Annotated in this window: 17 protein-coding genes, 2 tRNA genes and 1 pseudogene; 16 read left to right on the top strand and 4 right to left on the bottom strand. The window is 72.6% G+C overall.

The window, feature by feature from the left end:
• Positions 1-44: 44 nt before the first annotated feature.
• Both A6A29_RS37425 and A6A29_RS37420 read right to left on the bottom strand, forming a co-directional pair.
• Positions 45-1,148 carry a hypothetical protein gene (locus A6A29_RS37425; RefSeq protein ID WP_073727576.1) on the bottom strand — a complete coding sequence of 368 codons (1,104 nt, stop codon included), beginning with the start codon at positions 1,146-1,148 and terminating at the stop codon, positions 45-47.
• A 124-nt stretch (positions 1,149-1,272) separates the two neighbouring features.
• Positions 1,273-2,157, bottom strand: a complete 885-nt coding sequence (locus A6A29_RS37420) for a bifunctional DNA primase/polymerase (protein WP_073727575.1) — start codon at positions 2,155-2,157, stop codon at positions 1,273-1,275.
• A gap of 240 nt (positions 2,158-2,397) precedes the next feature.
• Between A6A29_RS37420 and A6A29_RS37415 the strand changes: the two genes are divergently transcribed.
• The 8 genes and pseudogenes from A6A29_RS37415 (at position 2,398) to A6A29_RS37380 (ending at position 10,908) form a co-directional block, all read left to right on the top strand.
• A complete protein-coding gene (locus A6A29_RS37415) occupies positions 2,398-2,721 on the top strand; it encodes a hypothetical protein (protein WP_073727574.1) in 324 nt (107 codons plus the stop codon).
• 352 nt (positions 2,722-3,073) lie between these two features.
• Positions 3,074-4,267: an acyl-CoA dehydrogenase family protein gene (locus A6A29_RS37410; protein ID WP_073727573.1), complete on the top strand. Its 1,194-nt coding sequence runs from the start codon at positions 3,074-3,076 to the stop codon at positions 4,265-4,267.
• Positions 4,264-5,376, top strand: a complete 1,113-nt coding sequence (locus A6A29_RS37405) for a bifunctional MaoC family dehydratase N-terminal/OB-fold nucleic acid binding domain-containing protein (protein ID WP_079183184.1) — start codon at positions 4,264-4,266, stop codon at positions 5,374-5,376. The genes A6A29_RS37410 and A6A29_RS37405 overlap by 4 nt, the downstream gene beginning before the upstream one ends.
• A 1-nt stretch (position 5,377) precedes the next feature.
• Positions 5,378-6,550: an acyl-CoA dehydrogenase family protein gene (locus tag A6A29_RS37400; RefSeq protein ID WP_073727572.1), complete on the top strand. Its 1,173-nt coding sequence runs from the start codon at positions 5,378-5,380 to the stop codon at positions 6,548-6,550.
• Positions 6,547-6,972 (top strand): annotated as a pseudogene (locus A6A29_RS37395) (MaoC/PaaZ C-terminal domain-containing protein); the annotation flags it as partial. The gene A6A29_RS37400 and the pseudogene A6A29_RS37395, both read left to right, overlap by 4 nt.
• Positions 6,973-7,151: 179 nt before the next feature.
• The gene (locus A6A29_RS37390; RefSeq protein ID WP_073727571.1) at positions 7,152-8,318 is read left to right on the top strand and encodes a lipid-transfer protein; all 1,167 of its coding nucleotides are present in this window, start codon (positions 7,152-7,154) and stop codon (positions 8,316-8,318) included.
• A gap of 217 nt (positions 8,319-8,535) precedes the next feature.
• Positions 8,536-9,090, top strand: coding sequence for a SigE family RNA polymerase sigma factor (locus A6A29_RS37385; RefSeq protein ID WP_073727570.1), 555 nt, complete (start codon positions 8,536-8,538; stop codon positions 9,088-9,090).
• A gap of 168 nt (positions 9,091-9,258) precedes the next feature.
• Positions 9,259-10,908, top strand: a complete 1,650-nt coding sequence (locus A6A29_RS37380; protein ID WP_073727569.1) for a long-chain fatty acid--CoA ligase — start codon at positions 9,259-9,261, stop codon at positions 10,906-10,908.
• Between the two features lie 164 nt (positions 10,909-11,072).
• Here the strand turns inward: A6A29_RS37380 and A6A29_RS37375 are convergent, their stop codons facing one another.
• Both A6A29_RS37375 and A6A29_RS37370 read right to left on the bottom strand, forming a co-directional pair.
• Positions 11,073-15,371, bottom strand: coding sequence for a hybrid sensor histidine kinase/response regulator (locus tag A6A29_RS37375; RefSeq protein ID WP_073727568.1), 4,299 nt, complete (start codon positions 15,369-15,371; stop codon positions 11,073-11,075).
• Positions 15,372-15,606: 235 nt separating this feature from the next.
• On the bottom strand, positions 15,607-16,116 hold the full coding sequence (locus A6A29_RS37370; protein WP_073727567.1) for an SSI family serine proteinase inhibitor: 510 nt from the start codon (positions 16,114-16,116) through the stop codon (positions 15,607-15,609).
• A 372-nt stretch (positions 16,117-16,488) separates the two neighbouring features.
• On the opposite strand from A6A29_RS37370, the gene A6A29_RS37365 reads away from it, so the two are divergent.
• The 8 genes from A6A29_RS37365 (at position 16,489) to A6A29_RS37325 (ending at position 25,265) form a co-directional block, all read left to right on the top strand.
• Positions 16,489-16,579 (top strand) — tRNA-Ser (locus tag A6A29_RS37365).
• Between the two features lie 262 nt (positions 16,580-16,841).
• Positions 16,842-16,914: transfer RNA gene (locus A6A29_RS37360), tRNA-Arg, on the top strand.
• A gap of 77 nt (positions 16,915-16,991) precedes the next feature.
• Complete coding sequence (locus A6A29_RS37355) at positions 16,992-17,924, top strand: DUF2797 domain-containing protein (protein ID WP_073727566.1); 933 nt, start codon at positions 16,992-16,994, stop codon at positions 17,922-17,924.
• Positions 17,925-17,961: 37 nt separating this feature from the next.
• Positions 17,962-18,834, top strand: a complete 873-nt coding sequence (locus tag A6A29_RS37350) for an amidohydrolase family protein (protein ID WP_073727565.1) — start codon at positions 17,962-17,964, stop codon at positions 18,832-18,834.
• 66 nt (positions 18,835-18,900) lie between these two features.
• Entirely contained in the window at positions 18,901-19,644 is a 744-nt protein-coding gene (locus tag A6A29_RS37345) for a response regulator transcription factor (protein WP_073727564.1), read from the top strand.
• Positions 19,645-19,870: 226 nt separating this feature from the next.
• Entirely contained in the window at positions 19,871-21,697 is a 1,827-nt protein-coding gene (locus tag A6A29_RS37335; protein WP_443333369.1) for a sensor histidine kinase, read from the top strand.
• Between the two features lie 26 nt (positions 21,698-21,723).
• Positions 21,724-23,070, top strand: a complete 1,347-nt coding sequence (locus A6A29_RS37330) for a glycosyltransferase (RefSeq protein WP_385728135.1) — start codon at positions 21,724-21,726, stop codon at positions 23,068-23,070.
• Positions 23,067-25,265, top strand: a complete 2,199-nt coding sequence (locus A6A29_RS37325; protein WP_073727563.1) for an ArnT family glycosyltransferase — start codon at positions 23,067-23,069, stop codon at positions 25,263-25,265. The genes A6A29_RS37330 and A6A29_RS37325 overlap by 4 nt, the downstream gene beginning before the upstream one ends.
• Positions 25,266-25,358: the final 93 nt, after the last annotated feature.

The following is a 25,358-nucleotide window of genomic DNA, read 5'->3' as shown; positions in this document are numbered from 1 at the left end:
GGCGGTAGGAACAGCCGTTGGTCCGCTTCGGGCGGGGCGCGGCGTCAGGGCTGCCGCGGGGCGGTGGACGGCGTCGGCCGGAGGGCGCCCAGGACCCGGGGCATCGTCTTCTTGCGGGTGATGATCAGTACCGGTACGCCGCCGTCCTCGCACTCCAGGACCCAGCAGTGGTGGTCGGGGCGGCCGGGGTCTGTCAGATAGGGCGGGCGGACGCGGACCGGGGTCAGGGTGGACGGGACCTCCCGGCGGAAGGCGGCGCCGGTCGGGTCGGGGGTCGATGCCAGGAGAGCCGGGCCGGCCACCAGGTAGCCGCCACCGTCCGCGTACGGGATGTCGCCCAGGACCGTGCCCGGGAAGCAGTGTTCCGTGGTGGGCACGGACGGTGTCACCGCGATGGTGTCGTCGCCGTCGTTCCTTCGGCGGCGCAGGAGCAGGGCGGCCGTCCAGCAGGCGGCCAGGACCACGGGGACGGACAGGCCGACGAGCCGGAACGCCGACCCGACGCTGTCGGTCAGCCACGGCGCGGCAGCCGCGAGCGCGGTGAGGCAGAGCGCTCCTCCGACGGTGAGATTGACCTGCCAGGAGAACGCTTGGACCGAGGCCCGTGAGCGCCGGGCCGCCACGTACATGCCCGACGGGAGGAGCAGCCCGTAGAGGCCGAGGCCCAGGCCGAAGGCGCAGGGCAGCCGGTAGTCGTCGCGCGGGTCCGCGTTCGTGTACCGGCGCGTGGGCTCGAAGTCGACGTACCGGATCAGGTCCCGCCAGTACGTGACGTCGACGCGCGTTCCCGGCCGGGTGACCGGGTATTCGTTCGGGCTGCCCGCGAGGCGGGTGCGGGTGGAGGTTCCGTCCGCCTCGGTGACGTACAGCCAGTACTGGGCCGTCTTCCGGCCCCGCTCCACTTTCTCGGCCCGGTCGATTCGTGCCTCGACGGTCCGCAGGCAGTCGTCGCCCCGGGCGCCCGGAACGCTGCCGTCCGATGCGCACCCGACCGCCGACCGGAAGGCACGTTCCTCGTCGAGTGCCCCGCGCATGGGCACCAGCAGCAGCCACGCCGCCACCAGCACGCACAAGAGGCCGAACACCGAGGCGCCGAGTATCGCCGTGCGGTTGCTCCGGATGGGCGGGTCGGTCTTCGCGGGAGTCACCCGGGCATTGTCCGGCGGTGACGGCCGAGCGGAACACGGGTGAGGGCGGCACCTGTGAGGTGCCGCTCGCTGCCGGGGACCGGCAATGCGGATATGCCGCTCGGCCGGGCTCCTCGCCGTGCGCTCAGCCGCGTCCGGGGCGGCCCGAGGTGAGGCGGGCGGCGGAGGCGATGGCGGCGCGGGCCTCGTGCTCGGTGAGGCCGGTGCGGACGGCGGCGTCGGTGAGGGCGTCCGCGAGTTCGTCGCCGAAGCCGTGTTCGTACGCGCGGCAGGCCGCCCAGAACAGGCGGGTGTTGCGCTGGCCCTCGTGCGCCGCGAGGACGAACTGGATCAGGCCCTGGCCCTGGCGCCCGCGCGCGGGGTGGCCCGAGGGGCGGGGAGGGTGCGTGGGGGGTGTGAGCAGGCGCAGGAGGGCGCGGGGGCAGGGCGCGGGGACGAGGCCGGCTGTGCCGGGGGCGAAGCGGTACATGCCATGGGTGGTGACGGAGCCGGGGCCGACCAGATATCCGCCGGCGCCGCGGATGTCGATGCCGGGGGCGAGGCGGCCGGCCGAGTTCGGTACGGAGATATCGGCGGGCCCGGTCAGCCAGAGGTGGCGGCCGCCGCTCGGGGTGAGCACCGTGACGGTCGGCGGGATCGTGAACAGGTGCTGGAAGGCCAGCTGGTGGAGTGCGGCCACGGAGTCGTTGCCACCGGTGGTGTCGATGTCGAGATCGACCCCGACGAGCCGGTGCGGGGCCCGTCCGCAGGCGATGCCGTAGCCGGTGGCCCTGGGCGCGGCGGCGAAGAGGGCGCGCACGGCGGCGGGGTCGGTGGTGGCGTCGTGGACGCCGTGGCCGGGCAGGCCGCAGGCGCCCCGGCAGTGGACCGGCGGGCTCTCGCCGCGGTGGGGGGAGCGCAGCGCGGGGAGCTTGGTGGCGGACAGGGGGAAGACGGGGAGCCCGTGCTCGGCGGCGGAGAGCGCATGGGCCAGGGCCAGGGTGGCGGTCTGCCGGTCGATGGTGGCCATGGATCTATTTTCGTACAAGCGTTCGAAGAAGGGAAGGGGGCCGACCTTTGGGGGGGGCGGGTAAGAGGTTTATCAGTTGTTCCTCACGCTTGCGGGGGAATCGGCGAGGCGCCGGGATTCGTCCCGGATCCGATGGGCAACTTTGGTCTCGCGACGTCGTGACCAACGTCGGGACGGTTAGCCAACTGCCCCGGAATCAGCCGCATATGTGCCGTATTTTCGGTTCCTGGAGGAATGGACATGGCAAGCATCCGTACCGTTCGCGTCCTCGCCGCTGTTGCCGCGCTGTCCCTTGCGGGCGCGCTCTTCGGTGGAGTGGCCGTGGCCGACAACGGCTCGTTCGCGAACGACGGATCGAACGCGGCGGTGGCGACGGTCGGCGGCAGCGGTGTCGGCGGCGACAACGGCGGCAACAACGGCGGCAACTCGTCCACGTCGCAGCAGCAGGCCGTCGGCGCCGGTGCGTCGAACCAGAGCGATTCGGCCCAGGTCGACGGCCCCGCCATCGCGCCGATCAATCAGTCCCATACGAACGTCGCGGTGCATTTCACTCCCCTCTGGTGAGCCGTCTTCCGGGGCCCCCTGGGGGGTGGGTCCCGGAAGACTGAACGACGGCCCGCGGAGCGGCACTTCGGTGTTGTCGCGCGGGCCGTCGCGTGTGGTGCCGGGGAGTGCGGGGCGTCGGGGTGCGGTGCGGGGGTGTCGGGGTGCGGTGTCGCGCGGTGCGGGGGTGTCGGGTGCTGGGCCGTCCCGCGCCGGGGTGCCGGCGCGGGACGGGGTGGGGTAGGACGGGGTGGGGCGGGATGGGCGGCAGCGCGTACGGGTCGTGGCTCCGGTCTTGACAGGGCGAGTGAATCTGACGGACAGTCAGAAAACTGTCAGAGCCTTGATCCGTACGCCCGGGAGGCCCGCCACCGTGCACCTCGCCCCGACGGAGCGCCAGCAGCGCCTCCGCGCCGAACTCCGCACGTACTTCCGCGATGTGATGCCCGGGACGAAGGTCCGGGAAGGTGCCGAGCAGCGCCGTCTGCTGCGCCGCATCGGCGCCGACGGCATGCTCGGTCTCGGCTGGCCCGTCGAGTACGGCGGACAGGGCCGGGGGCCGGACGAGCAGTTCGTCTTCTTCGACGAGGCGTACCGGGCCGGCGCCCCCGTCTCCATGGTCACGCTCAACACCGTGGGGCCGACCCTGATGAAGCACGGGACCGAGGAGCAGAAGGCGTACTTCCTGCCCCGGATCCTCAGCGGTGACCTGGTCTTCGCGATCGGCTACAGCGAGCCGGAAGCCGGTACGGACCTGGCCGCCCTGCGGACGAAAGCGGTGCGGGACGGCGACGACTGGGTGATCGACGGCCAGAAGATCTTCACCAGCAACGCCCAGCAGGCCGACTGGATCTGGCTCGCCTGCCGTACGGATCCGGCGGCGCCCAAGCACCGCGGCATCTCGATCGTCCTGGTGCCGACGAGCGCCCCGGGCTTCTCCTGGACGCCCATCGAGACGGTGGGCGGGCTGACCACGACGGCCACGTACTACGACGGCATCCGGGTCCCCGCCACGAACCTCGTCGGTGCCGAGAACGGGGGCTGGGGGCTGATCACCGACCAGCTGAACCATGAGCGCGTGGCACTGGCCGCGATCGGGATGCAGGCCGAGGACTTCTACGAGGCGGCGCTCGCGCACGTCCGGACCCCCGATCCGGTGACGGGCCGGCGGCGGGCCGACGAGCCATGGGTGCGGGCCCGGCTGGCCGAGGCGTACGCCCGGCTGGCGGCGACGCGCCTGCTCAACTGGCGTCTGGTGGGCTCCGTGGGGGCGGGGTCCCTGGCCCCCGGCGAGGCGAGCGGCGTGAAGTTCGTGGGGACCGAGAGCGCTGTCGAGGTGTACCGGATCTGCCAGGAAATCCTGGGCGAGGCGGCGCTCGTCCGCGGTGGCTCGCCCGGTTCCCTCGGAGCCGGAGCCGGAGCCGGAGCCGGGGCCGGGGCCGGGGCCGGAGAGCTGGAGCGGATGAACCGGGCGGCGCAGATCAACACCTTCGGGGGCGGGGTGAGCGAGGTGCAGCGGGAGATCGTCGCGACGATGCGGCTCGGCATGAAGAGGGGCAGGCGATGACGGGCGGCCCGGCGGAGCCGACGGGCACGACGGCCCCGGCGGACGAGCTGTACGGGCGGCTGAAGGCGTACGAGGGGTGCTCCGCGGCCACGGCGGGCGTCGGCAAGGACCTGGTCAACGAGGCGATGATCCGGCACTGGTGCGAGGCGATGGGGGACACCGGGGCCGCGTACCGGGGGCCCGGCGCGATCGCCCCGCCGACGATGCTTCAGGCATGGACGATGGGCGGTCTTTCGGGGCACTCGGACCGCTCACCGGCGTACGAGGAACTGTTCGGCCTGCTCGACGGCGCCGGGTACACCTCGGTGGTCGCGACCGACTGCGAGCAGGAGTATCTGCGGCCGCTCCGCGCCGGCGACCGGATCACCTTCGACGCGGTCATCGAGTCGGTGTCGCCGCGCAAGACCACCAAGCTGGGGACGGGCTACTTCGTCACGACCCGGATGGATGTCCGCGCGGGCGGGGAGCCCGCCGGGACGCACCGCTTCCGGATCCTCAAGTACACGCCCGCGACGAAGCGACAGGGCGGTGCGGGCAGGCAGGGCGGTGCGGGCGAGCAGGGCGGCGGTACGGGGAAGCAGGGCGGTGCGGGTGAGCGGAGTGGCGCGGGGACGGGGGCGGCGGCTCTGCGGCCCCGGCCCGTGATCAACCGGGACAACGCCGGATTCTGGGCGGGCGTCGCCGAACACAAGCTGCTGATCCAGCGGTGCGGAGACTGCCGGACGCTGCGATTCCCCTGGCTGCCCGGCTGCAACGCGTGCGGCGGCCAGGACTGGGACACCGTCGAGGCGAGCGGCGAGGGCACCGTCTTCAGCCATGTCGTGATGCACCACCCGCCGTTCCCCGCCTTCAGCGCCTCCGGCGAGGGCGGGCCGTACGCCGTGGGGCTGATCGAGCTGGCCGAGGGCGTACGCATGGTCAGCAATGTGATCGGTGTGCCGTACGACAAGGTCCGCACGGGCCTGCCGGTGCGGCTGGAGTTCCTGCGTACGGACCCCGGTCTGGAACTGCCGGTCTTCCGCGGGGACCTGCGGGACCTGCGGAACCCGGGGGACCTGCGGGATCCGGGGGAGAGCGTCCGGGAGAACGTCCGAGAGAGCGAGGGGTGACATGGACTTCACGCCCACTGAGGAGCAGTCCGCCGCGCAGGGACTCGCCGCGCGGATCTTCGGTGATCTGTCGACGCCCGAGCGGCTGGCGGCGGCCGGGACCGGCACGGACACGGAGCTGTGGAAGGAGCTGTGCGCGGCGGGGCTGCCCGCCGCCGTCGAGGACATCGGGCTGCTCGGCCTTGTGCTGCTCCTGGAGGAACAGGGCCGGACCACGGCGCAGGTGCCGTTCGCGGCCACCTGCGTCTACGGCGTGCTGGCGGTCGCCGAGCACGGCACGGTGGAGCAACGGGAGCGCCTGTTGCCCGACCTCTACGACGGCACGGCCGTGGCGACCGGGGCCTTCCCGGCGCGGAGCGACGTGCGGTCGGGTGGTGGCGGTGGCAGAAGCGGTGGCGTCAGTGGCATCAGTGGCATCAGTGGGGGAAGTGCGGGGGCGGGGCTCAGTGGGGTGGTGCCCTATGTGCCGTGGCTGAGGGACGCGACCCATGTGCTGGTGGCGGATGCCGATCAGTGCCTGTGGATCGTACGGACCGGAGACTCGGGGGTGACGGTGCTGCCGGTGGACACCACGGCCCCGTGGTCCGCGGGGCGGCTGGTCCTCGACGGCGCGTCCGGCGAACGGCTGGGCGGGGCGGGCGGGTCCGACGAAGGGGCGCGTACGGGAACGGCTACGGGTACGGGTACGAGTACGAGCGCGGGCGCGGGCGCATACGTGTCGGTGCTGGCCGCCGGGCGTACGGCGTTCGCCGGTCTGCAGGCCGGGGTGTGCGCCGGTTCGCTGGCGCGGGCCGTCGAGCACACCGCGACGCGCGAGCAGTTCGGCCGACCGCTCTCCACCAACCAGGCGGTCCTGCTGCGCGCCGCCGACGCACACATGGACATCGAGGCGATCCGGGTGACGACGTACGAGGCGGCCTGGCGCAGGGATCACCAACTGGCTTACTCGGCGCAGGCGTTGACGGCGGCCTGGTGGGCCTCGGAGGCCGGGAAGCGCGTCGTGCACGCCGGGCAGCATCTGCACGGAGGGACCGGCGCCGACCTGGATCACCCGGTCCACCGGCACTTCCTCTGGGGCCGGCAGCTCGACGCGTATCTGGGGTGCGGCAGTGAAGTACTCCAGGAATTGGGGCTGTTGCTGACGAGCACCGCCGAGGAGAGGGAGGCGTCGTGAAGCGGGAGGACGGGTGCGGTGCGCGGGTGGGCGACGCGCTGGCGCCGCTGGAGATTCCGGTGACCCGGACCCTGATCGTCGCGGGGGCGGTGGCCTCCCGGGACTACCAGGACGTGCACCATGACGCCGAGCTGGCCCGGGAGAAGGGCTCGCCGGACATCTTCATGAACATCCTGACGACCAACGGCCTCGTCGGCCGTTACATCACCGATCACTTCGGTCCCTCCGCGGTGCTGCGCGGGGTCGCGATCCGCCTGGGTGCGCCCAACTACCCGGGCGACACGCTGGTGTTGACCGGGAAGGTCACCGCGCTCACCCCCGGCCCCGTGCCCGTCGCCGAGGTGGCGGTCGTCGGTACGAACGGCCTGGGCCGCCACGTCGCCGGAACGGTCACCGTCGCTCTGCCCGCCGACTCCGAAGCTCCCGTCGCCACCGGCCCCGTGACCTCCGAAGCTCCCGTCACCTCCGTCACCTCCGTCACCTCCGTCACCGACGCTTCCGACGCCTCCGACGCTTCCGAATATCCCCTCTCCGAAGATCCCCTCTCCGAAGATCCCGTCCCCGAAGATCCCGTCCCCGATGCCCGGCCGGAGGTGACGGGATGAGCGTGCGCAGGGCGGATTCGCTGGGCGGGAAGGCCGCGATCGTCGGCATCGGGGCGACCGAGTTCTCCAAGGACTCCGGGCGCAGCGAGCTCACGCTGGCCGTCGAGGCCGTGCGGGCCGCGCTCGACGATGCCGGGCTGTCGCCCTCCGACGTCGACGGTCTCGTCACCTTCACCATGGACACCAGCCCCGAGATCACCGTCGCCCAGGCGGCCGGCATCGGTGAGCTGTCGTTCTTCTCCCGCATCCACTACGGCGGCGGTGCGGCCTGCGCCACCGTCCAGCAGGCGGCCCTCGCCGTGGCGAGCGGGGTGGCCGACGTCGTCGTCTGCTACCGCGCCTTCAACGAGCGCTCCGGGCGCAGATTCGGCTCCGGCGTGCAGCGGCGCGAGCCCACCGCCGAGGGTGCGGCGCTCGGCTGGAACCTCCCCTTCGGGCTGCTCACTCCCGCGTCCTGGGTGGCGATGGCGGCCCAGCGCTATCTGCATACGTACGGGCTGACGCCGGACGTCTTCGGCCATGTCGCGGTCACCGACCGGCGCCATGCCGCGCGGAACCCGGCCGCCTACTTCTACGGGAAGCCGATCACGCTCGCCGACCACGCCGCCTCGCGCTGGATCGTGGAGCCGTTGCGGCTGCTGGACTGCTGCCAGGAGACGGACGGCGGTCAGGCGATCGTCGTGACCAGCACCGAACGCGCCCGGGACCTGCCCGGGACGCCTGCGGTGATCGTCGCCGCGGCCCAGGGCGCGGGGCGGGCCCAGGAGCAGATGACCAGCTTCTACCGGGACGGGCTGACCGGGCTGCCGGAGATGGGAGTGGTCGCCCGGCAGCTCTGGCGGACCTCCGGGCTGTCTCCCGCCGACATCGACGTGGGCATCCTCTACGACCACTTCACCCCGTTCGTCCTGATGCAGCTGGAGGAGTTCGGCTTCTGCGGGCCGGGCGAGGCCGCCGGTTTCGTGGCGGGCGACGAACTGCCGCTGAACACCCACGGCGGCCAGCTGGGCGAGGCGTATCTGCACGGGATGAACGGCATCGCGGAGGCGGTCCGGCAGATCCGCTCCACCTCGGTCAACCAGGTCGCCGGTGCGGCCAGGACGCTGGTCACCGCGGGCACCGGCGTCCCCACCTCGGGGCTGATCCTGGGCAGGGACGACTGAGTGCCTTCGGTTTCCCGCCCCGGACGCGTAACGCCGAGTACACCCGCGGTCGGGCGGACCCGCCCCCGCGTACGACTCGGGGGTGGACCCTGACGGGCGGTGGTGGCCCCTCCACCTACAGGAGGTGTAATCCGCCCCGCCCCTACAACCTGAGGCGGACCCGGCTTCGGGACCTGGGGGCGATCCCCCGGGCGGTGCCCGCTCCTAGCGTGGAGACATGACCACGCCAGTCTGCACGGGCGCCTCCAGGGCAGCCGCTGCCGCCTCCGGACACCCGCCCTACGCGTCGTTCTCGTCGTACGTACGGGCGCGGGGCCCCGTACTGCTGCGAACGGCCCGCTCGCTCACCGCGAACCCCTGCGACGCGGAGGATCTGCTGCAGACCGCGCTCACCAAGACGTATGTCGCGTGGGAGCGGATCGAGGACCACCGGGCGCTCGACGGCTATGTCCGCCGGGCCCTGTTGAACACCCGCACCTCGCAGTGGCGCAAGCGCAAGGTCGACGAGTTCGCCTGCGACGAGCTGCCCGAACAGGAAGGCGTCCCGGCGCCGGACCCCGCCGAGCAGCAGTCGCTGCACGACGCGATGTGGCGCGCCGTGCTGAAGCTCCCGGACCGGCAGCGGGCGATGGTCGTCCTGCGCTACTACGAGGACCTCAGCGAGGCCCAGACGGCCGAGGTGCTCGGAGTGTCCATCGGTACGGTCAAGAGCGCCGTGTCCCGGGCGCTCGGCAAGCTCCGTGAGGACCCGGAGCTGACACCGGTCCGCTGACGCCGGTCCCCACCGCCCGATTCCGCCGACCGGCACCGATTCGTACGCCCGGCACCGATTAGTACGCCCGGCACTGATTCGTACGCCCGGAAGTAGTGACATACCGCGTGGTATGTGAGCAGAATCAGCGGAACCTTACTGCCGCGTAGCGCCCACCGGGAGGACGCCGTGCTGAGCACCATGCAGGACGTACCGCTGACTGTCACCCGCATCCTGACCCATGGGATGACCATCCACGGGAAGTCGCAGGTCACGACCTGGACCGGCGAACCCGAGCCGCAACGACGCACCTTCGCCGAGGTCGGCGCCCGCGCCACGCAGCTGGCCAACGCCCTGCGCGACGAGCTGGGAGTCGACGGCGACCAGCGGATTTCCACTCTCATGTGGAACAACGCCGAGCACGTGGAGGCGTATCTCGCCATTCCCTCCATGGGCGCCGTGCTCCACACCCTCAACCTCCGGCTGCCCGCCGAACAGCTGGTCTGGATCGTCCAGCACGCCGACGACAAGGCGGTGATCGTCAACGGTTCGCTGCTGCCGCTCCTCGTGCCGCTGCTTCCCCACCTGCCGTCCATCGAGCACGTGATCGTCTCGGGCCCCGGCGACCGCTCGGGCCTCGCCGGTGTCGCGCCGCGCGTGCACGAGTACGAGGAACTGATCGCGGGCCGCCCCACCACGTACGACTGGCCGGAGCTGGACGAACGCCAGGCCGCCGCCATGTGCTACACCTCCGGCACCACCGGTGACCCCAAGGGGGTCGTCTACTCCCACCGCTCCATCTACCTGCACTCCATGCAGGTCAACATGGCCGAGTCGATGGGGCTGACGGACAAGGACACCACTCTCGTGGTGGTTCCCCAGTTCCATGTGAACGCCTGGGGCCTGCCGCACGCCACCTTCATGACCGGCGTCAACATGCTCATGCCGGATCGTTTCCTCCAGCCCGCCCCGCTCGCCGACATGATCGAGCGGGAGCGGCCGACCCACGCCGCCGCGGTGCCCACCATCTGGCAGGGCCTGCTCGCCGAGGTCACGGCCCGCCCGCGCGACCTCACCTCGATGGCCAACGTCACCATCGGCGGCGCCGCCTGTCCGCCCTCCCTGATGGAGGCGTACGACAAGCTCGGCGTCCGGCTCTGCCACGCCTGGGGCATGACGGAGACCTCGCCGCTGGGCACCATGGCCAACCCGCCCGCCGGGCTCAGCGACGAGGAGGAGTGGCCCTACCGCGTCACCCAGGGCCGCTTCCCGGCCGGGGTCGAGGCGCGCCTGGTCGGTCCCGGTGGCGAGCACCTGCCGTGGGACGGCGAGTCGGCCGGTGAGCTGGAGGTCCGCGGCGCCTGGATCGCCGGGGCGTACTACGGCGGTGCGGACGGTGCGCATCTGCGCCCCGAGGACAAGTTCAGCGAGGACGGCTGGCTGAAGACCGGCGATGTCGGCGTGATCAGCGCCGACGGCTTCCTCACTCTCACCGACCGGGCCAAGGACGTCATCAAGTCCGGGGGCGAGTGGATCTCCAGCGTCGAACTGGAGAACGCGCTGATGGCGCATCCGGATGTCGCCGAGGCCGCCGTCGTCGCCGTCCCGGACGAGAAGTGGGGCGAGCGCCCGCTGGCGACCGTCGTCCTCAAGGAAGGTGCCAGTGCCGAGTACGAGGCGCTGAAGGCGTTCCTCGCGGAGTCCGGCATCGCCAAGTGGCAGTTGCCGGAGCGCTGGACGATCATCCCGGCGGTGCCGAAGACGAGCGTCGGCAAGTTCGACAAAAAGGTGATCCGCAAGCAGTACGCGGACGGCGAGCTGGACATCACCCAGCTCTGACGCGCCCAGCTCTGACGCGCCCGGTGACGCGCGACCGGTGATGCGCGCCGGGTGGCACGCGACCGGCGGCGTACACGCACGAGGGCGGTACGGGAAACTCCGTACCGCCCTCGTGCGTGCCGTGACGCGCGCTCCGGTCCTCGCCGCCGCTCCGGGCGAGGACCTCAGTTGGTGCCTATCTTCGCCAGCAGGTCGACGATGCGGGACTGCACCTCTTCGCTGGTGGAGCGTTCCGCCAGGAAGAGGACGGTTTCACCCGAGCTGAGCCTCGGCAGTTCCGCCCGGTCCATCCCGGCCGAGGTGTAGACGACCAGCGGGGTGCGGTTCAGCTGGCCGTTCGCGCGCAGCCAGTCGATGATCCCGGCGCGCCGGCGACGTACCTGCATCAGGTCCATCACCACCAGGTTCGGCCGCATCCGGGTGGCCAGGTCGACCGCCTCGCTGTCGGTGGCAGCCCGCCCGACCTGCATCCCGCGCCGCTCCAGCGTCTCGGTGAGGGCCAGCGCGATCTCCTCGTGCTCCTCGATCAGGAGGACCCGCGGGGGGTGCTGCTCGCTGTCGCGCGGGGCGAGGGCCTTGAGGAGCACGGCGGGGTCGGCGCCGTACGCCGCTTCCCTGGTCGCCTGCCCCAGACCGGCTGTGACCAGCACCGGAACCTCGGCGGCCACGGCCGCTCGGCGCAGCGACTGCAAGGCGGTACGGGTGATGGGCCCGGTCAGCGGGTCGACGAAGAGCGCGGCGGGGAACGCCGCGATCTGGGCGTCGACCTCCTCGCGGGAGTTCACGATCACCGGACGGTAGCCGCGGTCGCTGAGCGCCTGCTGGGTGGAGACGTCGGGCGCGGGCCAGACGAGCAGCCGGCGCGGGTTGTCCAGCGGCTCGGGGGGCAGCTCGTCGTCGACCGGCCGCGGCTGCGGGCGGTTGGCGACCTCGACGGCGCCACCGGGGCCGTCCAGCGGCTCCGGCCCCTCGGCGCCCTCGTCGGGGGCGCCTATCGCGTACGCGCGCCCCTCGGCGGCGTGCGGCGGCAGCAACTGACCGGAACCCGGTCCCGTGCCACCGGCTGCCGTGCCACCGGGCGGGGTGTCACCGGGGTGAGCGGAGCCCGGCTGAGCGGTGCCGGGCCTGCTGCCGTTCGGCTGGGCACCGGCGGCCGGGCCACCAGGGGTCTGTGCCGTGCCGGTCGGTGCCGTGTTGGCCTGTGCCGCGCCGGCCTGTGCCGCGCCGGTCTGGGGGGCCGGACGCTCGCCCTCCGGCGGGGCGGCGAGCTTACGGCGCCTTCCGGCACCGCCGACGCTCTGGTTCTGCTGGTGCGCGAGGTGCTGCGCGAAGGGCACACCCTGCCCGAGCGTCCGTACGCTGAACGCCCGTCCCTGTGTCGAGTCCGACGACCCGGACATCGGATCCTCGGCGGGCAACGGCTGCCTGCGCGCGTCCGCCGCGGGACCGCCCGCCCCGCCGTCGGCCGGGTGAGGTGCGGCGGCGTTGCCCGTGGTGCCGGTGGTGTGCGTGGTGCGGTCGAGGCCGGCCCAGGAGACGTCGTCCGGCCCGTCGTCCAGCGCGTCGTCGGGCCCGTAGCCCGGCGCGTCTTCCGGCGTTCCGACGGGAGGCGCGGCGTGTGGTGCCGCGGTCCGGCCCTCCGGTCCGTCGACGTCGTCGTGCACCGTCAGTGCGGCCGGGCCCTGCTCCGACGTGCCGCCCCGCGCCCAGTCGGGTCCAGCGGGGTGTGCCTGCGGCGGGGTGTGGTCGGCGCCCGGCGCGGTACGTACGGCGTCGTGCCGCTCCCGGACCTCCCGGACCTCCCGACCCGACGGACCTCCATGGCCTGCCGGGCCCGCTTGACCTGTCTGACCTGTCCGGCTCTCCTGACCTGTCTGGCTCTCCTGGTACGGGGCGCCCTGCCCACCGTCGACGGGCGGCGCGGGCGGCGCGGGCGGCACGGGCGGCACGGGCGCGGGCCGGTCGGCGTCGGCGGGCGGAAGGGCGAACGCGGTACGCGGCCCCGTCGCCTCGGCCGCCGCAGAACGCTCCTGCGCCGCCGACAGCGCGCGTCGGGCCCGCCGCCCGCCGGGCTGTGCGGCACCCGTGCCGGCACCGGCGTCGACGGGCGCGTCGGCGTCGGCGCTGCCGGACGCGAGAGCCGGAAGCGCGGGCCGGTCCTCCCCGTCGCGGCGTGCGCGACGCCCGGAGGGCGATACCGGAAGTTGCGCCTCGGACGGCACGCCCTGCGGCGGTACGGTCTGACCGCGCTGCGGGCGTCCGCCGCCGCCCTGGGCACCTTCCGCCGCCGTGACGACCGAGCCTTCGGAGGGTGCGGACGGATCGGCCGGCGGCGCGGCGGCCCCCGCGGGCAACGCCAGCGCCCGCCCCTGCTGCTGTGCCTGCCGCTGTCCGGGCTGCCCGACCTGCGGGTTCTGCCCGGCTACCTGTCCGGCGACCTGCTCGGCCTGACCCGTGGGGGAGGCCACCGACCCGGTCTCCGCCGGACTGGGCCGGCCGCGCCTGCGCCCGGAGCCCTCGCCCTGCTGGGCCGGGATCAGTTCCTGGGCCTGCTGCTCTTCGTCCGGCGCCGCGGGTCCGCGACGCGCCCTGCGACGCCCCGTCGGTTCGGCGGCCGCGGTGTCCTCGGCCCGAGCCGTGCCCACCGGGCTCTCCAGGAAGGCATCGGTCGAGGACCGGCGGGCCCGCCGCCGCCCGCCGCTCGTGGCCTCCGGAGCCGTCTCCGCAACAGCCGCCTCCGGAACAGCGGCCTCCGTACCGGCCACCTCCGCCCCGAACGCCTCCGGCGCCACCATCGGAGGCGCCACGGTCCCCGAGCCCGTGCCGAGCGGCACTTCGAGGACGTACGCGCTGCCGCTCATGCCCGGCACCTCGTGCGTCTGGAGCACGCCGCCGTGCGCCCGGACGATCCCGCGCACGATCGGCTCGTGCACCGGGTCGCCCCCGGAGAACGGACCGCGCACCTCGATACGTACGACGTCACCGCGCTGTGCGGCGGCCACGACCACGGTCGAGTCGACATAGCCGCCGCCCGGAACCAGCCGGGCCTTGCCGGTCGAGTCGACGCCGGCCACGTCCGCGACGAGATGGGCGAGGGCCGTCGCCAGCCGCCTCGCGTCCACCTCGGCCTCGATCGGCGGGGCGTGCACCGCGAACTGCGCGCGTCCCGGCCCGATCAGCTCGACCGCCCCGTCGACCCCCGCCGCCACGACCGCGTCGAGCAGGACGGGCGCCTTGGCGAGACCCTCCGTACCCGCGTCGAGACGCTGGTAGCCCAGCACGTTGTCGACGAGCGTCGTCATCCGGGCGTAACCGGCGGCCAGGTGATGCAGGATCTGATTGGCCTCGGGCCAGAGCTGGCCCGCCGGGTCGGCGGCGAGCGTGGACAGCTCGCCGCGCAGCTCCTCCAGCGGTCCGCGCAGCGATTCGCCGAGGACGGCCGTGAGCTGGAGGTGCCGACCGTTGAGCGCGGCGATGTGCTCGGCCTGCTCCTCCAGCTCGGACGCGTAGCGCTCGGTCCTGTCGGCCAGTTCGGTGGCGTGCCGCTCGGTGAGCGCGGCGACCTCGGCGGTGTGCCGTTCGGTCAGCGCGGCGACCTCGGCGGTGTGGCTCGTGGTCAGTTCATTGACGGACGCCTCGTGCTGATCGGCGAGCTCCTGCTGGGGCCTGCGGTCGGTGAACGTCATCACGGCGCCGACGAGCTGGTCCCCGTCGCGTACCGGCGCGGTCGTCAGGTCCACCGGCACCTGCGCACCGCTCTTGGACCAGAGCACCTGGCCGCGCACCCGGTGCTTGCGCCCGGACTTGAGGGTGTCGGCGAGCGGCGACTCCTCGTACGCGAACGGCTCGCCCTCCGCACGCGAGTGCAGGATCAGCGGGTGCAGCTCCTGACCGCCCAGATCGCTCGCCCGGAAGCCGAGGATCTGCGCGGCGGCGGGGTTGACCAGGACGACCCTGCCGTCGATGTCCGTGCCCACGACGCCTTCGGACGCGGCCCGCAGGATCATCTCGGTCTGGCGCTGCGAACGGGCCAGCTCGGCCTCGGTGTCGACGGTGCCCGAGAGATCACGTACGACGAGCATCAGCAGCTCGTCGCCGGTGTAGCTCGCGTGGATGTCGTTGTACTCGGCCTGTCCGCTGTCCAGGCTCGCGCTGGTGACCTCGACGGGATACTCGTTGCCGTCGGTGCGCCGCGCGATCATCCGCGTCGGCTTGGTCCTGCCCTGCTCGTCCGCAGCCTCCGGCCGGCGCATCGACCCCGGGATCAGCTTGGAGTCGAACTCCGGAAGCAGATCGAGCAGTCCGCGCCCGACGAGCGCGGTGCCCGGGGTCTCGAACATTTCGAGGGCGATGGTGTTGGCGTTGACGACCGTGCCGTTGCAATTGACGAGCAGAAGCCCGTCCGGGAGGGCGTCGAGTATGGCTGCGAGGCGAGCAGCGCCTCGGGATGGCCTGCTGCTCACGACGACGCTTCCTCCCTGGTTACCGCACCTTGCCGACAGCGGACCCCATCTTGCCCCTCGGGCCGCAGGCTGTCACTGGAGGAGTCTAAAGGCTGGGGAGGGCCGAGGGGCGGCGGATGAGGGGGAGCTCTCACCAAGGTTCTGTGCACGGCGTGTACGCCCCAGGTCCGTGACGTGACCGCCCGCACACCCTGTGACGTGCGCGAACACAGGGCGGCGGGCCCGGTACGGGCGGCTACTTGACCGTCGGCAGCACCGGAACGAGGTTGTTCCAGCGCGAGATCTCGCAGCCGTTCGCCCGGCTCAACGAGGTGTCGACCCGCTGTCCCTGCCAGGTTCCGACGATGCGCGCGCCGGCCGGCCCGCCGTCCATCTGGGTGCACATCGCGTCCTGGGGCGTCGGCGCGAACAGCTCCTCGCCCGCCTTCGCCGCCTCCGCCAGCCGGTCGCAGGCCCCCTGCCGCTGCGGGTGGCTGCCCCCGGTCGGCCCGCACTCCAGCTCGTACGTGCCGTCGGCCGCCCGGTCACCGGACGAGGAAACCGTCACCGTCAGCCGGGTCTGCCCCGCGTTCGCCGGGTGGTACACGCCGCCCAGCTCCTGGAACAGCGGGAGGTGCTGGAACGAGGGCAGCGGCGGGATCGGCATGGACAGCGGCCCCGCGGCCGTCGCGGCGGGAGCGGCGGCGGACAGCACGGCGAGGGAGGCGAGGGAAACGGCGGCGGTTCGGGTGAGACGGCGCAGCATGCGGGGCTCCTGTGCTCTGACACGACGGGCTCGGTGGAGGGCGGCGGACAGCGGACGGCGATCAACGGGCCGTCACCCCGTCACCCCGCCTCCTCTAACGCTCCGGACGCCGCGACGTTGCGCCCCGAGGGCGCGCCCCGTCGTTGTGCGACGACGTTGAGCGAAGGCGGCGGACGACGACGGTGTGCGACGACGTCGGGTGAAGGCTTTGGGCGAAGGCGGCGGACGACGACGTCGGGTGAAGGCGGCGGGCGATGCCCGAATGCTTTGCCCTGGTGCCCGCATGCCTAGTACCGTGGGCGGCGATTGGTGACAGCGCGCTCGTCTGTGTCATCATCTGCACGCACCACTCGCGTCCGCGCGGGGTGTGCTGGAGGCGTCGCCTAGTCCGGTCTATGGCGCCGCACTGCTAATGCGGTTTGGGTCTTAAAGCCCATCGAGGGTTCAAATCCCTCCGCCTCCGCTCGAACACCGAAGCCCCGTGCCCCTGGCACGGGGCTTCGGTCGTCTCCGGCCGGACGCCCCGCTCGCGGGTCGGCACGGGGCGAGCACGGGGTCGGCGCGAAGGGAGAGCGCCGGGGCGGGCGGGAGGATGGCCGAGATACGCCTCAGAACGGTGTTTTCGCAGGTCAGAGGCGGTATGGCTAATGGATTTCGCGTCACGGCGCAGGTCATGTAATGTTGTTCCCGCAACGCCGACCAGGCAGAAAAGCCCGGAACGCCAAGCACTCGTAGCTTAACGGATAGAGCATCTGACTACGGATCAGAAGGTTGCAGGTTCGAATCCTGCCGAGTGCACAGCAGGCCAGAGGCCCCCAGGAGAAATCCTGGGGGCCTCTCGCGTTGTGATCCACGAAGGGCGGGGATGTCGGCTCATGGGGTGGTGGTGCACCGGGCTGCGCTGGCCGGGAGAGGTGCCCGAGCTGGGGTGGTGCAAGGGGGCGGCCCGGCGGGTGAGTGTGCTCGCGTACGGGGCCGGGCTCGGGTTCCGGGCCGTGGGGGAGCGGCACTGTGTGGGGGCTCGGGGGAACGTGTGTCCGGTGGGGGCCGTGGTGCCCGTGCGGAGTACCGGGGCGCGGTGCGCGGAGTGTGCGCGGCTGGACCGGGCGCATTCGGTGGCCGCCGACACGATCGCCGATGACCCGCGTACGTACCGCGTCTATCTCGCCTGGTTCGGGCCCGGAATGGTCAAGGTCGGGATCACCGGGGAGGAGCGCGGGGCGGCGCGGCTGCGGGAGCAGGGGGCCGTGGTGTTCAGCTGGCTGGGGCGTGGGCCCCTGATGGCGGCGCGGCGGACCGAGGAGGTGCTCCGGGCCGCGCTCGGGGTGCCGGACCGGATTCCGTACGCGAGGAAGCGGGCCGTGCGCGGGACGCTGCCGGGTGCCGGGGAACGGGGCGACGAGGTGGCGGAGCTGTACCGGCGGGCCGTCGCGCTGGAAGGGGACGGCTGGCCGGAGTCGTTGGAGCGGCTGCCCTTCGAGGCGGTCGATCATCTGGGGCTGTTCGGGCTGGAGGGTGCGCCCGAGGCGGTCAGGGCCGTGAGCGCGTTGGCGGACGGCGGTGTCGTCGCGGGGCGGCTCCTCGCGGCGGCCGGGCCCGATCTGCATCTGGCGACGACCGGGCCGGGCGGCGGTGGGGTGGTGGTGCTGGACACCCGGCTGATGAGCGGGTGGGAGCTCTCGGGGGTCGGCGCCGGAGAGGGCGAAGGGGGCGGGACCGGGGGCAGCGCCGGCATCGGGGCCGGGGCCGGGGTGAGTGTGCCCACCATCGACATCGGGGGTGGCGGCGTGCAGGGTGGGTTGTTCTGAGGGCGGATCGGCCCTGGGAACAGGCGAGGGAGCGCACGTGGGGCAGGAACGGGACGACGTCGTGCGGTTCTGGGAGCGGCTGGGGCTGCCCGGGATCATCGATGTCCATACGCACTTCATGCCGGAGCGGGTCCTGCGCAAGGTGTGGGCGTACTTCGACTCCGCCGGGCCGCTGACCGGCATGGAGTGGCCGATCACCTACCGGCACGACGAGGACGAACGGCTCGCCCTGCTGCGTTCGTTCGGGGTGCTCCGTTTCACCTCGATGCTCTATCCGCACAAGGCGGGGATGGCCCGCTGGCTGAACGGCTGGGCCAAGGACTTCGCCGGGCGGGTGCCCGACTGCCTGCACACCGCCACCTTCTTTCCGGAGGAGGGCGTCGAGCGGTATGTGAAGGAGGCCGTCGAGGACGGGGCGCGGGTCTTCAAGTCGCACCTCCAGGTCGGTGCGTACGACCCGAACGACCCGCTCCTGGAGCCCGTCTGGGGGCTGCTGGCGGAGGCCGGTGTTCCGGTGGTGATGCACTGCGGGTCCGGGCCCGCCCCGGGCGCGTACACCGGGCCCGGGCCGATCGCCGGGCTGCTGTCGCGCCATCCCCGGCTGCCGCTCGTGGTGGCGCACATGGGGATGCCGGAGTACGCCGAGTTCCTGGCGCTGGCCGGTGCGTACCCACAGGTGCGCCTCGACACGACGATGGCGTTCACGGACTTCACCGAGGGGTTCTCCCCCTTCCCGGCGGCGGAACGGGGGCGGCTCGCGGATCTCGGGGACCGCATCCTGCTGGGAACCGACTTCCCGAACATTCCCTACCCGTACGTCCATCAACTGCACGCGCTGGAGCGGCTGGAGCTGGGCGACGCGTGGTTGCGGGGCGTGTGCCACGGGAACGCCAGCGCACTGTTCGGCTGAGGTTTCTCAGGGAATTCACAGGAATGGGTCAGGCGGCTCTCAGGCGGCCCTCACAGGGTAGGGGGCATGACGACGACCTCGCCCCAGGGGCGTACCGAGATGCTCAGGCCGGACCGCAACCCCGTGCGCGTCCTCATCGTGGACGACGAGGCACCGCTCGCCGAGCTGCTCTCCATGGCCCTGCGGTACGAGGGCTGGGACGTGCGCAGCGCCGGTGACGGTGCCGGAGCCGTACGGGCCGCCCGTGATTTCCGCCCCGACGCGGTGGTTCTCGATGTGATGCTGCCCGACATGGACGGGCTCTCCGTGCTCGGCCGGCTGCGGCGGGAGTACTCCGACGTCCCGGTCCTCTTCCTGACCGCGCGGGACGCCGTGGAGGACCGGATCGCGGGGCTCACCGCGGGCGGCGACGACTATGTGACCAAGCCGTTCAGCCTGGAGGAGGTCGTGGCGCGGCTGCGCGGGCTGATCCGGCGGTCGGTCACGGCGGCAGCGGCGGTACGCAGTGAGTCGACGCTCGTCGTCGGGGACCTGGTGCTGGACGAGGACAGCCACGAGGTGAGCCGGGGCGAGGACTCGATCCACCTCACGGCCACCGAGTTCGAGCTGCTGCGCTTCCTGATGCGCAATCCGCGCCGGGTGCTCAGCAAGGCCCAGATCCTGGACCGGGTGTGGAACTACGACTTCGGCGGCCAGGCCAACGTCGTCGAGCTCTACATCTCGTATCTGCGCAAGAAGATCGACGCGGGACGGACGCCGATGATCCACACCCGGCGTGGGGCGGGGTATCTGATCAAGCCCGGGGAGTAGGCCGGTGCGCACCCCCGTGGGCGGACCCGTGAGAGGCACGGCGAGCGGATCGGTGAGCGGATCGGCGCGGGCGGGTGGCCCGGCGCGAAAGCCGCCGAGGCTGCGGAAGCCGGGGAAGCCGGGGGAGTCGGGGAAGCCGGGGGAGTCGGGGACGCTGCGGAAGTCGGGGAAGCCGGGGGAGTCGGGGACGCTGCGGAAGTCGGGGAAGCCGGGGGAGTCGGGGACGCTGCGGAAGTCGGGGGAGTCGGAGGAGCCGGGGGCGCTGCGGAAGTCGCGGAAGCCTTGGACGCTGCGGACCCGGCTCGTCGTGTCCGCCGTCTCTCTCATCGCCGTCGTCGCCGCCGTGATCGGCTCGGTCACCGCCATCGCCTTCCACAGCTACATGTACGGCAAGCTCGACGATCAGCTGCACTCCATCGCCGTACGCGCGGAGCGGCCGCCCGGCCCCTCACCGCTCGTCGCCGGGCTCCGCGCCGCCGGACCGCTGGGCTTCATCGGCGGGGGCGGCCAGCCCTTCGGCACCCTCGGGGCCGTCGTCGTCGACGGGACCGTCACCGAGTCGAAGGTGGTCGAGGACAGCGGTCAGCGCGCCCAGGAGAGTGCCGAGCCGCTGACCGGCGCCCAGCGGGCCGCGCTGGAGAACGCGCTGGCCGACGGGCTCATGGACGGGCTGCGGGACGGGCCGGACGCCTCGGACCCGGACGCCTCCGGGCCGGACGCCTCCGGGTCGAGTACCGGCGGAGAGGCGCGGGGCATCGACCTGCCCGGCCTCGGCGGCTACCGGGTGGAGGCCGTCGCCACCTCCGACGGGGACACCGTCCTCGTCGGCATCCCCAGCGACGAGGTGAGCAGCGCCCTCACCGCCCTGATCCTCGTCGAGGTCTGTGTCACCGCGGCCGGACTGACCGCCGCCGGTATCGCGGGCGCCGCCATGGTCGGAGTGGCCCTGCGTCCGCTGCGCCGGGTCGCCGCCGCCGCGACCCGTGTCTCCGAACTCCCCCTGCACAGTGGCGAGGTGGCCCTGTTCGAACGCGTCCCGGACGCCGAGGCCGACCCCCGTACCGAGGTCGGGCAGGTGGGCGCCGCGCTCAACCGGATGCTGGGACACGTCGGTTCGGCGCTGGCGGCGCGGCAGGACAGCGAGATGCGGGTACGGCAGTTCGTCGCCGACGCCAGTCATGAGCTGCGCACCCCGCTGGCCTCGATCCGCGGGTACGCCGAACTGACCAGACGCGGCCGGGAGGACACCGGCCCCGACACCCGCCACGCACTGGGCCGGATCGAGTCCGAGGCGCAGCGGATGACGGGGATGGTGGAGGATCTGCTGCTGCTGGCACGGCTCGATGCCGGACGGCCGCTCAGTTACGAGAGCACTGATCTGCTGCCGCTCGTCGTCGACGCGGTGAGCGATGCGCGCGTCGCGGGCGAAGCGGGCGGCGGACCGGGGGCCGGGCCGGACGGAGGACCGGGCGGCGGACCGGGCGGAGGGCCTTCCGGCGGGCCCGGAGCCGTACAGCACCACTGGCGGCTGGAGCTGCCGGATGCCCCCACGACCGTACGGGCCGATCCGCCCCGCATCCAGCAGGTGCTGGTCAACCTCCTGGCCAACGCCCGTACACACACCCCGCCCGGGACCACGGTCACCGTCCGGGTGCGGGCGGCCTCCGCCGGCCTGCCCCGGGTGACGCTGGAGGTCGAGGACGACGGGCCCGGCATCCCGGCCGGACTGCTGCCGCATGTCTTCGAACGGTTCGCGCGTGGCGACGCCTCGCGCTCACGCGGTGCGGGCTCCACCGGACTGGGGCTCGCCATCGTGGAGGCCGTCGTCGCCGCGCACGGCGGCCGGGTGGAGGTGCGCTCGGAGCCCGGACGCACGGTCTTCGCCGTCCGACTGCCCGCCGACCCGGCCGCTACAGGCTCCGGTACGGGATTCGCCACGCGCTCCGGTACGGGATCGGCTACGCGCTCCGTTACGGATCCCTGCGCAGGGCCCGGTACCGGGCTCGGGGCGGGCGACTCACAGGGTGGACACAGGCTCAGCACACCGGTGTGACAGCGCGGTTGGCGAATGTCGATGACATGCGAACCGACAGCCTCCGGAGCGGCGGCAGCGGCCATAGCGGCAGCGGCGCCAGCAGTGTCAGCAGCGGCAGTGGCAGCGGCAGTGGTGACAGCCTGCCGGCCAGGGAACACCTCCTGGCCGGCGAGGCCGATGCGGCCGGTGCCCCCGTGCTCGACATCGTGGTTCCCGTCCACAACGAGGAGAAGGACCTCGAACCGTGCGTACTGCGCCTGCACGACCATCTGGTCCGCACCTTCCCGTACCCCTTCCGCATCACCGTCGCGGACAACGCGAGCACCGACCGCACGCCCCGGGTGGCGGCCGCGCTCGCGGCGGCCATCCCGGAAGTGCGTTCGTACCGGCTGGAGGAGAAGGGGCGCGGCCGGGCGCTGCGTACCGTGTGGTCGCACTCCGACTCCCCGGTCCTCGCCTACATGGACGTCGACCTCTCGACCGACCTCAACGCACTGCTCCCACTGGTCGCCCCCCTGATCTCCGGCCACTCCGACCTGGCCATCGGGTCGCGGCTGGCGCGCAGTTCACGGGTGGTGCGCGGGTCGAAGCGTGAGTTCATCTCGCGGGCCTACAACCTCATCCTGCGTTCGTCGCTGGCCGCACGGTTCAGCGACGCCCAGTGCGGATTCAAGGCGATCCGGCGCGAGGTCGCCCAGCGGCTGCTGCCGATGGTCGAGGACACCGGGTGGTTCTTCGACACCGAGATGCTGGTGCTCGCCGAACGTGCCGGGCTGCGCATCCACGAGGTACCGGTCGACTGGGTCGACGACCCCGACTCGACCGTCCATATCGTGCGGACGGCGACCGAGGACCTGAAAGGCGTGTGGCGGGTGGGGCGGGCGCTGGCCGTCGGCGCACTGCCGCTGGACCGGCTGGCCCGCCCCTTCGGCGACGACCCGCGCGACCGCGCCCTGCCCGGGGTGCCGGGCGGGCTGGCCCGCCAACTCGTCGGATTCTGCGTCGTGGGGGCCCTCTCCACCCTCTTCTATCTGGCCCTGTACTCGCTGTTCCGGATGGGCTTCGGGCCGCAGTTCGCCAACGGCGGCGCGCTGCTGGTGTCGGCCGTCGCCAATACGGCGGCCAACCGGAGGCTCACCTTCGGTGTACGCGGCCTGGGCGGCGCCGTACGCCACCAGGCGCAGGGGCTCGTCGTCTTCGCCATCGGCCTCGCCCTGACCGGCGGCTCGCTCGCCGCGCTGGGGGCGGCATCCGGCTCGCCCTCGCACGGCACGGAACTCGCCGTCCTGATCGCGGCCAACCTCGCGGCGACGGTGCTGCGCTTCCTGCTCTTCCGCGCCTGGGTCTTCCCGGACCGGCGTACCGAACACGAACTGGGGAACGTCCGATGACCACCCTGTACCCCGACCATGTTCCCGCCCCGTCCCCGGGTGTCCCCGCCGCGCACGGGCGCACCAGGGAGGCGTTCGCGCGGCGCACCCTGCGGGGCAGGCCGGACGACCCCCGCTGGGTACGGCCCGCTTTCCTCGGGCTGCTGCTCGTCGTCGCGCTGGCCTACCTGTGGAATCTCAGCGCCTCCGGTTACGCCAACTCCTTCTACTCCGCCGCCGTGCAGGCCGGCAGCCATAGCTGGAAGGCGTTCTTCTTCGGCTCGCTGGACGCCGCCAACGCCATCACCGTCGACAAGCCCCCGGCGACCCTCTGGCCGATGGCCCTGTCCGTGCGGCTCTTCGGGCTCAGCTCCTGGGCGATCCTCGTCCCGCAGGTGCTGATGGGCGTCGCCACGGCCGGCGTGCTGTACGCAGCAGTGCGCCGTCGCTTCAGCGCTGCCGCCGGGCTGATCGCCATGGCCGTCCTCGCGCTGACGCCGGTCGCCGCGCTGATGTTCCGCTTCAACAACCCGGACGCGCTGCTGGCGCTCCTGATGACCGTCACCGTCTGCTGCGTCCTGCGGGCGATGGAGAACGGACGCACGAAGTGGCTGGTCTGGGCGGGGGCAGCGGTCGGGTTCGCGTTCCTGACGAAGACCTTGCAGGCGTTCCTGATCCTGCCGCCGCTGGCCGTGCTGTACGCGGTGTTCGCACCCGGTTCCGTACGCGGGAGGCTCGGCCAACTCGCCCTGTCCGCACTCACGATGGTGGTCGCGGGCGGCTGGTGGGTGGCGATCGTCGAGCTGATGCCCGCCTCCTCACGGCCGTACATCGGCGGCTCCCAGAACAACTCGTTCCTGGAACTCACCTTCGGCTACAACGGACTCGGCCGGATCAACGGCGAGGAGACCGGCAGCGTCGGTGGTGGGGGTGGCGGTGACGGCGGTGGTGGCCGCGGCGGAGGCTGGGGTGAGACCGGCGTCGGCCGGATGTTCAACTCCGAGATCGGCAGTCAGATCTCGTGGCTGCTGCCCGCCGCCCTGATCCTGCTCGCCGCGGGTGTCTGGCTGACCTGGAAGGCGAAGCGGACGGACACGGCGCGTGCGGCCTTCCTCGCCTGGGGCGGTTCGCTGCTGATGACCGCGGTCGTCTTCAGCTTCATGGCCGGGATCTTCCACCAGTACTACACGGTGGCCCTCGCGCCCTACGTCGCGGCGCTCGTCGGCATGGGCGCCACGGTCCTGTGGGAGGAACGGGCCAGGTGGTGGGCGGGCGGCGTGCTCGCCGTGACCGTCGCCGTCACGGTGATCTGGTCGTACGTCCTGCTGGGGCGCACCCCGGACCACCTGCCGTGGCTGCGCTGGGCCGTCCTGATCGGCGGTCTGGTGGCCTCGGCCGGCCTGCTGCTCGCCGCCCGGACGGGGCGGCGGCTCGCACTCGCCGCGGTGGGGCTGGGCTTCGTCGCGTCGCTGGCGGGGCCGACGGCGTACACGATCAGCACGTTGGACACCGGACACCAGGGGTCGATCGTGACGGCGGGCCCGTCGGGTGCGAGCGGCATGGGCGGCCCGGGCGGCGGTGGTGACGGTGGCGGAATGCGGGGCGGGATGCGGCCTCCGGGGCAGGGGACCCAGCAGGGCAACCAGCAGGGCGGCGGTATGGGCCAGCCGCCGACAGGCGGTCAGCAGGGACAAGGCCAGGGTCAGGGACAAGGCCAGGGACAAGGCCAGGGCAACAATCGCCAGGGCGGAATGCCCGGCACCGCTCCCGGCACCACCGGCGAAGGCCGTATGGGCGGCGGCATGGGCGGGGGCGGCATGGGCGGACTGCTCAACGGCTCGTCCGTCGGCGCGGAGGCCAAGAAGCTCTTGGAGAAGAACGCCGGAGACTTCACCTGGGCCGCCGCGGCCATCGGCTCGCAGAACGCCGCGAGCTACCAGCTCGCCACCGGTGACCCGGTGATGGCGATCGGCGGCTTCAACGGCAGCGACCCGTCCCCGACGCTCGCCCAGTTCAAGAAGTACGTGGCCGACGGCCGGATCCACTACTTCATCTCGGGAGGCGGTGGCGGAGGCATGGGCGGCGGTATGGGCGGCGGCGGGATGGGCGGCAGCGCCGGTACGTCCTCGCAGATCTCCTCGTGGGTGACGGAGAACTTCACGGAGGTCACCGTCGGCAGCTCCACCTTCTACGACCTGACCCGGCCCACCACCTGACCCGAACACCGGGCACATCTCACCTCACCCCACCCCGACCCGGGCCGGAACATCCGGCCCGGGTCAGGCGTCTTCCGCCGCCCCGAACCGCCC

The sequence above is a fragment of the Streptomyces sp. TSRI0281 genome (genome assembly GCF_001905125.1).
Taxonomy (GTDB): Bacteria; Actinomycetota; Actinomycetes; order Streptomycetales; family Streptomycetaceae; genus Streptomyces.
The sequence above is the reverse complement of the archived record's forward strand: the minus strand, read 5'-3'. Positions and strand labels throughout refer to the sequence as shown.